General features: G+C 64.7%; 4 protein-coding genes. 2 read left to right on the top strand and 2 right to left on the bottom strand.

Annotated elements, in window-relative coordinates; translation table 11 throughout:
• Nucleotides 1-73: 73 nt before the first annotated feature.
• On the bottom strand, nt 74-1,423 hold the full coding sequence (locus BFAL_RS05180; protein WP_055427367.1) for an ABC transporter substrate-binding protein: 1,350 nt from the start codon (nt 1,421-1,423) through the stop codon (nt 74-76).
• Between the two features lie 437 nt (nt 1,424-1,860).
• Here BFAL_RS05180 and BFAL_RS05175 point away from each other — a divergent pair, with 437 nt between their 5' ends.
• Complete coding sequence (locus BFAL_RS05175; RefSeq protein WP_160319035.1) at nt 1,861-4,041, top strand: alpha-galactosidase; 2,181 nt, start codon at nt 1,861-1,863, stop codon at nt 4,039-4,041.
• Nucleotides 4,042-4,192: 151 nt separating this feature from the next.
• Here BFAL_RS05175 and BFAL_RS05170 read toward each other — a convergent pair whose 3' ends face one another.
• A complete protein-coding gene (locus BFAL_RS05170) occupies nt 4,193-6,337 on the bottom strand; it encodes an alpha-galactosidase (RefSeq protein WP_055427365.1) in 2,145 nt (714 codons plus the stop codon).
• A gap of 741 nt (nt 6,338-7,078) precedes the next feature.
• On the opposite strand from BFAL_RS05170, the gene BFAL_RS11560 reads away from it, so the two are divergent.
• A partial coding sequence (locus BFAL_RS11560) for a hypothetical protein (RefSeq protein WP_055427364.1) occupies nt 7,079-9,883 on the top strand: 2,805 nt, incomplete at its 3' end.

Raw genomic sequence — 9,883 nt, 5'->3', positions numbered from 1 at the left:
GGGCGGCGTCGGCCGCCCTCCGGTCGGATTCCCAGCAGGATGACTGTGGAGGATGGAACCTAGCGGGTTCCGGTCAGAATCCCTTGACGCCCTGGGCCTTGGCGATCTGGGCGAACTGATCCTGGGTGGTCTTCGCGACCTGCTCCGGGGTCTGGGTGCCGTTGACCATGTTGGCGAGGTTCAGGTAGAGATCCGGATTGGCGACGGCCTGGGACTGCATGGAGCCGACGGCGTTCTTCAGGGCGTCGAAGGCGTCGAGCTGGGCCTGCGGCACGGTGTCCGGCGTCTTCACGTCCTTCATGATGGACACGAGGTTCTGGTCCTTGATGAAGGTCTCATATTCGGAGCCGAGCCAGAAGCTGATGAACTGGCGGGTGGCGGCCTCACGCTGGGAGTCGCCGGTCTTGAAGGCGACGACCGAGTTGCCCTGCTGCGGGATGGAGGTGGCGATGTCGCCTTCCTTGGAAATCGGGAAGAATCCGATGGTGTCGTCGAGCTTGTCCTTGTCGTTGTCGGCGAGGGCGGCGATGGCGTTGAACATCGAGTTGGTCTGGATGATCATGCCGGCCTTGCCGTCGAGCAGTGCCTGGGCCTGATCGGTGTCCTTCGCGGAGCCGGCGTCCTTGTTGTACAGGCCGTCGTCGAGCATCTGCTTGTATTCCTTGATGGCGCCGAGGATGTCCTTGCCTTCGAAGCTGTCCTTGTTGGCGTTGACGTTGTCCCACAGGCCATCCTTGGCGGCTTCGGCGAGCTGGACCTGCACCGCCCACTGGGTGCCCCACTGGGAGCCGGCCATTTCGAAGAGCGCGGAGTCGGCGGCGCCGGAATCCTTGATCTTGTTGGCGGCGGCGATGAACTCGTCCCAGTTCTTCGGCGTTTCGGTGATGCCGGCCTTCTCGAAGACCTGCTTGTTGTACCACACGCCTTCGGTGTCCGGAGCGGAGACGAGGGCGCCGTAGTAAGTGCCGTCGTATTTGCCGCCGGCGTCGGCGATGCCGTCCGCGTAGTTCTCCAGCCACGGGGCGTTGTCGAGTTTCTGCAGCTTGTCCTGCGCGACGAAGCCGGCCAAGGTAGACGGCACGGCCTGCCAGAACATGAGGTCCGGGGAGTCGCCGGTGGTGATCTTGGTCTGTACGTTGGACTCATAGTTATCCGGGATGGTCTGCAGATCGATGCTGGCACCCGTCTTGGATTCGAAGTCCTTGATGACCTTGACCGGAATCTTGTTCGAGTTCTGGGCCGCCCAGAACGTGAGCTTGACACCGTCGAGCTTGGTGTCCTCGGCCGGCCAGTAGTCGGCGGAGGAAGTGTCGACGTTGTCGTCGCCGCCCGCGGCAGCGGGATTGCCGCAACCGGCGAACATCATGCCCATGGCCGCGACGCCGGCGATGACGGCGGTCGCTTTCTTCCAGTTCCTCATCATTGAGCCTTTCGTTGTCCTGATTTCCTCGACCCGCCCCTCCTGCGGACGGACCTATCGGTTGACTGTCGGGGCTGCGGCACCCATCACTGCGTTGTCGCGACCTCTGCTTCCGATAGCCACAATTGTAGGTGGTATCGATTCCATGTCAACCATTCACGGAGTGTCGCAAATCAAAAACCTGTAACGCTCGCATAATGCGTCAAACGTTATACGCATTGATTTATAAGGCCTACAAGCTGCCTCAGACGCCAAATCGCCAACCGAAATCACGAAGTCCGATTTTGTGGTACCGATTCCACAATGTATTCTCGATGGTATCGATTCCCACGCAGACGCCATGCCACTGAACCGCATCGGAGGCAAGCCCCGCGTGCAAGCGGCCGATACCGCTGCGACCGTTGAACGACCACTGAGATACATCGAGGTATGCCATGCATATGAACGCCGCAACCATCACCCAACCGGGCCATTCCGGAGAAAACATCGGCGCCGTACGCCTCACCATGGGATTCTCCGACGGCAGACTCCCCCACGTCGTCTCCGTCACCCGTGCCGCAATGCCGGCCTCCGACACCGCCAGGCACGGCGAGCGCCCCACGCTCCCGGACATCGACCCGCAGTTCCCGCAGACGCTCGACGCGGGCCTGTCCATCAGCGAATCACCCACCCTGCTGCCCACGCAGTCGGAGGGCTGGACCGGCACGCCCGCCATCCAGGTGTCGCGCGACGGCGTGGAGGTCTTTCCCCACCTGACCGTCGAGGAAACACACCATGCCGCCCACTCGATCGACTTCACCGCGACGGACGCGGCGGCGGGCCTCGGCCTCGCCGCGTCCGTCGCCATCGGACGCGAAGGCCTCATCCGCATCGATATGACGCTCGCCAACACCGGCCGGACGCCGCTATCCGTCTCGCGGCTCACTCCTGTGATTCCGTTGCCGCCGCAGGTCGGCGAAATCGAGACCTGTACCGGCCATCACCTGCGAGAACGCGCGATCCAGCGCCAGCCGTTCACCGAAGGTCTGTTCGCGAAGGACTCACGCATGGGCCGTCCTGATTTCAACGCGGCCACGCTGCTGAGCGCCGGCGTCCCCGGATTCGGTTTCGAGCATGGGCTCGTTTTCGCGGCGCATGTCGCGTTCAGCGGCAACAGCACCGTCTTCGCCGAACGCACACCGTACACACACGGCGTGATTGGCGGCGGAGAACTCCCCTACGCAGGCGAAATCATGCTCGAACCGGGCGGCACCTACCATGCGCCGCGCCTGCTCGTCGCCGTGGGCGACGGCCTCAATGAGGTCGCGGCCCGATTCCACACCTATCTGCGTGGCTTCCATCCGGAACTCGCCGAACGCCCGCGCCCGGTCACGCTCAACACGTGGGAGGCGATGTACTTCGGGCAAAGCGAGGAGAAGGTCATCGCCCTGGCCGAGCGTGCCGCGAAAGTGGGCATCGAACGGTTCGTCATCGACGACGGCTGGTTCACCGGCCGCCGCGACGACACGAAGGGACTCGGAGACTGGCAAGTGGACAAGGATGTGTGGCCGCAAGGCCTCACCGCCGTGGCGGACCGCGTCCATCAGCTCGGCATGGAGTTCGGCCTGTGGTTCGAGCCGGAGATGATCAGTCCCGATTCGAATGCGGCGCGTGAACATCCCGATTGGATGCTCGCTCCGAGCGCCGAACGTCTCCCCATTGAGGCGCGCAGCCAGCAGGTCATCGACCTGACGAACCCTCAGGCCGCCGAGTACGTGGAATCGGCGATCGACACGCTGGTCTCCGAATACCACATCGACTACATCAAATGGGACCACAATCGCTTCCTCACCGAGCCGCTCTCCCCCGCATCCGGTCATCCGGCCGTGCATGGCGAAACCGAGGCGTTCTACGCGATCGTGGACCGGCTGCGCGCCCGTCACCCGGGGCTGGAGATCGAATCCTGCTCGTCGGGCGGCGGCCGCATCGACGCGGGCGTACTGGAACGCTGCTCGCGCGTGTGGGCGTCGGATTGCACGGATCCGGTGGAACGCGCGGACATCCAGCGCGGCACGTCGTTGCTCGTGCCGCCGGAGATGATCGGCGAACACATCTCCGAATCCCCGAATCACGCGACCCACCGCGCCACATCGCTCACCATGCGTGCGGCGATGGCGTTCTTCGGCCATCTCGGCATCGAATGGAACATCATGAAGCTCGACGACACCGGCCTCGCACGGCTCAAGCGTTGGATCGACCTGTATAAGACGCGGCGCGCAACGATTCCGCAGGGCGTGCTCGTGCATGCGGATACGACGGACCCCGCCGTGCGCGTCGACGGCCTCATCGCCCCCGACCGTTCACGTGCGGTCTACCGGTTCGCGACCGTCGCCTCGTCGCGCGAATACCCGTATGGACTCACGCGATTCCCAGGATTGGACGAATCGGCCACCTATCAGGTGCGCCCGCTCGGCGGCGTCGCACCGTACGAAAGCGAGATGAGCCCGAACTGCCGCACCGCGCTCGGCTGGTGGAGCGACGACGGCATCGTCGTCGGCGGCGCGACGCTCGCCCAATGGGGCGTGCGTCTGCCGCAGCTCGCGCCCGAACACGCCGTTCTCGTCGAACTGATCCGTCGCTGACCGTTTCGCCACCATCCTGTCCGCTGCGCGGAACGTCAGCGCCACGAACGGAATGGGCGGGCCCCGTATCCCGGATCCGGGATACGGGGCCCGCCCTTGTCAACGTGCGCTCACGTGATCCACGCGATATCCGCTGGCCCCATCACGCGGCTCACGCCGCGTCGAATGCGAACGTGCGGGAAACATAGCCACCGCCCGCCGGTACCGTCACCGTGGCTTCGCCGCGCGCGACGTCCCACGCGACCGGCCACTCGGCGAACCCGTCGCCGACGGGCAGCAGCGTGCGCGCTGCGACGTCGGCGCGGCCGGCGAGGTGCGGCAGGGCGAGCGGCACGCCGCCGCCCTCGCCGCCGCGCGACCACACGGTCACGAACGTGCGCTCCGGCGCCTTCAGTCCCAACGCGACGACCTTGTCGTCCCATTTCGGCAACCCGAGAGGCCAGAACGGCACCGCCGAACCGATCACCGGCCTGATTTCGCGCTTATACGCGTCTATCGCCTGCGTGATCAGCGCGCGCTGGGCGTCGCTCATCCGGTTGATGTAACCGGACAGGAAGAACCGGCCGAGGAGCGTCGTGTTGAGGTTGAACGCGAACGTCTCGGGATCGTCCTTCGCGTTCGGGTACGCCCAGCTGCCCGCCTGTTCGGGAGTCATCAGCATGGGCGCCGCGGCCGCGATCGTCGGGTAAAGACGGAAGTCCTGCTGGTCGGAGGTGGACTGCACCTGGAAGCGGGAGGTCTGCGCGAAGTCCATGCGCATGCCGCCGGACGAGCAGTTCTCGAGGATGAGCTCCGGATGGCGCGCGTGCAGCCCCTCCACCCAAGCACAGTAGGCGCGGTTGTGCCCGAGCAGGCCGTCGCCGGCACTGTCCGCATCCGTGTCGGTGCCGGCGTCGGGCGAGACGTTATAGTCGAATTTGAAGTAGCCGACGCCGTAGTCGTTCACCAGGCGGTCGATAGTGTCGTCGAGGTGCCGGCGCGCGGCGGGGTCGCGCAGGTCGAGCAGGTAACGTTCCTGTTCGACGACGCGGCGGCCGTGCCGGTGGAAGAACGCTGTTTCGGGCAGTTTCACGGCCATCGGCGATTTGACGCCGATCACTTCGGGCTCCAGCCAGAGTCCAGCGATCATGCCGGCGTTGCGAATAGCTTCGACGACTTCGGTGATGCCGTTCGGGAAGCGTTTTTTCGACGGCATCCATTCGCCGACGGACGGCCACCAGTCGCCGGTGTCGTCGTACCAGCCGGCATCGATGCAGAAGATCTCCGCGCCGACTTCGGCGGCGCCCTTGACGAGCGGCAGCAGCTTCTCGGTCGTCGGATCGCCGTTGATCGTGTTCATGTAGTCGTTGAAGATGACGCAGGGGCGCGCGTTGTCCGCTTTTTCAATGCGCATCGCACGACGGTAAGCGGTCACGTTGGCGATCGCACCGTCGAAATCGGGGGCGATCGTGACGGACGCCGGCACGGTGGCGAACGATTCGCCGGGCGCGAGGCGCTTTATCCAATCGTGGTCGACACCGGTCGGCCCGGACAGGGCGATGTAGCCGTCCTCCGTATCGCGCGCGACCTCCCAACGCCATGCCGCGTCATGCTCGATCTGGAACAGCCACGTCAGGCCGAGCACGCGCGAATCCAGCAGGGCAAGCGGCGCATGCTTGCCGGTGGACCAGGTGCCGGTGCTGACGACGGCGTGCTCGCCGCGCGGGTTGTGTCCGGTCATCTGCTGGTTGAGGCGCGGGAACAGGTTCCGGGCGGGGGTGGCGTGCCAGCGCCCTTCGCCCAGCCATTCGTTTTCGCATTCGATAAGCGTCCACGCATCGCAGTCAGAGGTTCGGCCGGCCGGCGCGCCGAACGCCGACGTCCAACTCGTCACCGATTCGAGCACGACCGCGCCGTCCGCGCCGAGTGCCGACGCGCCGGCGTCGGTCGCGTCGCCGGTGTTCGTGACCGTCACCGACGTGCGGAACATCGGCACGTCGCCCGGCAGGTCGTAGTGGACGACTGCGGTGAGTCCCAGCGAGGCATCGGCGAGGGTCACGTCAAGATGGTCGCCGTTCTCGTCGCGGGTGGCGGTATGGCCGGTATAGCGCAGCGCGCGGCCGATGTCGGTGTGGACGAGACGGTCGTTCGCCAGCCAATGCCCGGTGCCGACCGCGAGAATCTCCGCCAGCGGCAGACGATGGTCGAATCGCACGTCCACATCGTCCGTGCGCAGTCCGGTGACGGCCACCGGCTCGTCATCGCCCCATGTGAAGGTCAGGGACAGGGCCGTACCGCCCCATGTGAAGGTCGACATGTCACTCCTTGCATCTTGCGCCCGCCGACGCCCGCCTGCGCCATCGCTTCAGCGGAATCGCCGCACGGCCTATCGTCGATTGTTGTGGTATCGATTTCATATCATATCGACGGTGAAGCGTCACCGCAACCCGCACTCGCCTGTACGCCTCAATGGATCTATATGCAGAACTGTGAAATATCAGTGATATCAAGGCATTGAACATCATGCGCGCGCCGCCACGCAACTCATGCCCCATCGCGATATGGCGATATGGTATCGGTACCATCTTATGTGCACGTCATCGCACTTGGCATCACATCGAGACATCCCCGACACAATGACACCGCGATGCCGGCATTCGCTCCGGCCGCCCGTCGGCGCCGCCCCGACGACTTGACCCCATCGGCAACATGGCGCCTCTGATATCACGCCATTCGGCACACGCCCGCAGAAGGAGCGCCACCCACGTCCGACCCCGCAGCCGAGCCGCTCGACGGCGGCACAACGGCGCGAGAGGAGCAACTCGGGCACGGCAAGCGCCCGCCCCACCCACGCAATAACGTTTTCACACGCCGGTCGCCAACGACTTTATACCTTAAAAATACTGTAATTTCAATGTCTTTCGCTGTTTATCCACTGCCATTTGTTTTGTTTATGAAAACGTTATGATACACTGAGCGTGTTCGTCGAGAAGCAATGTGGCGGCGAACGCGGGAAGACCCCGGAATAACGATTCACCGTAGAAAGAAGCAAGGAAGCATGGGACAACGATGGAGCGCGATCGTGGCGACGGTGGCCGCCACGGCGATGATGGGCGCGGGGCTGGCATTCCCCGCCCAGGCCCAGGAAACGACAAAACCCACACAGACGCTGAACGTCGATTATGCGCAGCAGACCGGCGACTTCCTCGGCGGCGCCTCCGGCACGCTGTATGGTCTGGGCGATGAAGGATCGCCGACCGACGCGATCCTCGACGGCGCACGCATCGAGAACTCCTCCCAGAAACCACCGTTCGGCACGCAGCACCCCAGCGGTGATTCGCTGGCGTTGGAGAACCAGTTCTTCGCCAACGGCGGCAACGAACTCGCGATCTACATGCAGGACTACTACCCCGATTGGTCGTACAACAAGGGCAAGCGTCCCGGCGACGATCGCACCTACAAGCTCGACGTCGACCCGTCCGACCCCTCCTACGGCACCTACACCGAAGGCGGAGACGGCGTATGGGACTACGCACAGGTCACCGAAATCGTGATGAACAAGGTGCTGTCCAACAGCGAACACCCGGACCAGTACACCTTCATCCCGTTCAACGAGCCCGACGGCGGCAACTGGTACGCCTCCGGGGACAACGCGAACGCCCCCATCTTCAACACATTCCTCACCGATTGGGATTCCGAATACCAGCTCGTCCAGAAAATCTGGAACCAGTACAGGAACGGCGAGAAGACGAACGTCCACGGCGTCAAGCCGACTGCGGACCATGCGCGCGTAGCCGGCCCCGGCGACAGCGCCTGGCGCGCGAACCGCTCAGCCAAGTTCCTCGAGCATACGAAGGCATCGAACACACTGCCCGATGTGTTCGTCTGGCATGAGCTCGGCCGCGGCAGCCTCGACTCCTACCGTTCCCACTACGCCGCCTACCGCGACCTCGAAAAGAAGCTCGGCATCTCCCCGCTGGCCATCAACATCACCGAATACGGCGAGCTGCGCGACATGTCCGTCCCCGGCCAGCTCGTGCAATGGCAGTCCATGTTCGAAGACACGAAGGTGCAGGCGGAAACCGCCTACTGGAACTACGCAGGCAACCTGTCCGACAATATGGCGCGCGCCAACTCGGCCAACGCCGGCTGGTGGCAGTTCAAGTGGTACGGCGACCTGCGCGGCCAGCAGACCGTGAAGGTGACCAGTGAGCATCCGAACCAGCAGGACAACCTGCAGGGCATCGCAGCGATCGACAAGACGGACCGCAAGGCCACCGTGCTGTACGGCGGCGCGAACGACGCGAACTCGGACGCCGTGCAGAACACCGGCGCGAACGTCCCCGTCACCGTGCATCTGACCGGTCTCGACAAGGTCGGATTGAGCGGCGCCGTGGACGTCGAAGTGCGTGAGAACGCCTTCACCGGTCCGGACGGCGTGGCCGCCACCCCGCGCGTCGTCAACGCGATCTCCAACGCCGAAGTCAAGAACGGCACCCTCGACGTGACCACCCTCAGCGTGGACCGCTACGCCTCCTACCAGCTCGTCGTCACCCCGCATCAGGACCGCACGCTGACCACCGACACAGACAACGGCAAGGCGCTGTTCGTCCAGGAGGCGGAGAAGTCCACGCTCGCCGGCGGCGCGCAGGCGTACACGAAGACGCCTTCCGGCTCCGGCTGGAGCTACTTCATGGCCTCCGGCAACGGTGACGTCGGCAACTTCAAGACCGGCGGCACCGCCACGTGGAACGTGTCCGTCCCGGCCGACGGCACGTACCGCCTGCAGGTGACCAGCGGCAACACCGGATTCCCCGGAGCGAACGCCGTGACCGTCGACGGCAAGGACGCGGGCACGCTCTCCTACGGCGCCGAACTCGCGATGAAGGACGCCGCCAAGTGGAAGTACTACGGCAGCGCCGAGCTCGAGCTCACGCTCGCCAAGGGCGACCATGCGATCGCGCTGCACGGCGATTCCGCCTTCGACAACACGCTCGACAAGTTCCTGCTCTACCAGGTCTCCGCTGGCGGCGACTCCGTCGCGGACCGTACCGAATACCCCGCTTCGCAGTTCCGTCTGGAGGGCGGCGCCGCCCTCTCCTATGCAGGAAACGGCACGAATGGTTTCGCCTCGCTCACCGACGGCTCCGCCGACGTGTTCGCCCACGCATGGCAGAACGGCTACCACGATGTGACCATCGACTACACGGCGTCCAAGGGCGCGAAGCTCACGCTCGTCGTCAACGGCGTGACGGTGCTCGACACCACCGCGCAGTACGAAGGTCTGCAGTCCACCACCGTGCGCGCGGCCCTGTCCGAAGGCATCAACCGTCTGACGTTGACCGCCGGCGACGGCGTGCTCGTCCGCGACGTCGTCACAGCGCATGCCTCCTCTTCCGACGCCGACAAGGCCGCCGTCTCCATCGAGGCGGAGGACGCCGCGCTTTCCGGCGGCGCGAACGTCGTGACCTCCGGCACCTCCAACGCAAGCAAGGGCAAGTACGTGGCCGGATTGGGCAACCAGTTCGAAACCGCCGAAACCGGTGCCGATGGTCTCGGCGACCGCACCCGTGTGGTCGTCAAGGATGCCAACAACACACCCACCGTCCACACGGACGACAAGGGCACGCTGACCATTCCGGCAGGCACCGTTCCGGCCGGTACGTACACGGCCGTGGTGAGCTTCTCGAACGACGCGTTCATCGGCAAGCACTCCTACAACCCGCAGATCGTCGACCTCGGCCTGCAGGTGCGCCAGGGAGGCGCCGACGGACAGGAGATCGCACGCGGCGCATTCCGATACACCTATTCGGATACCAGCTTCCTCGACCGTTCGCTTGAGCTTGTCACCGACGGCTCGGCG

The organism is Bifidobacterium aesculapii (assembly GCF_001417815.1).
Lineage (GTDB): Bacteria > Actinomycetota > Actinomycetes > Actinomycetales > Bifidobacteriaceae > Bifidobacterium > Bifidobacterium aesculapii.
This window is presented reverse-complemented; position numbering and strand designations above follow the sequence as displayed.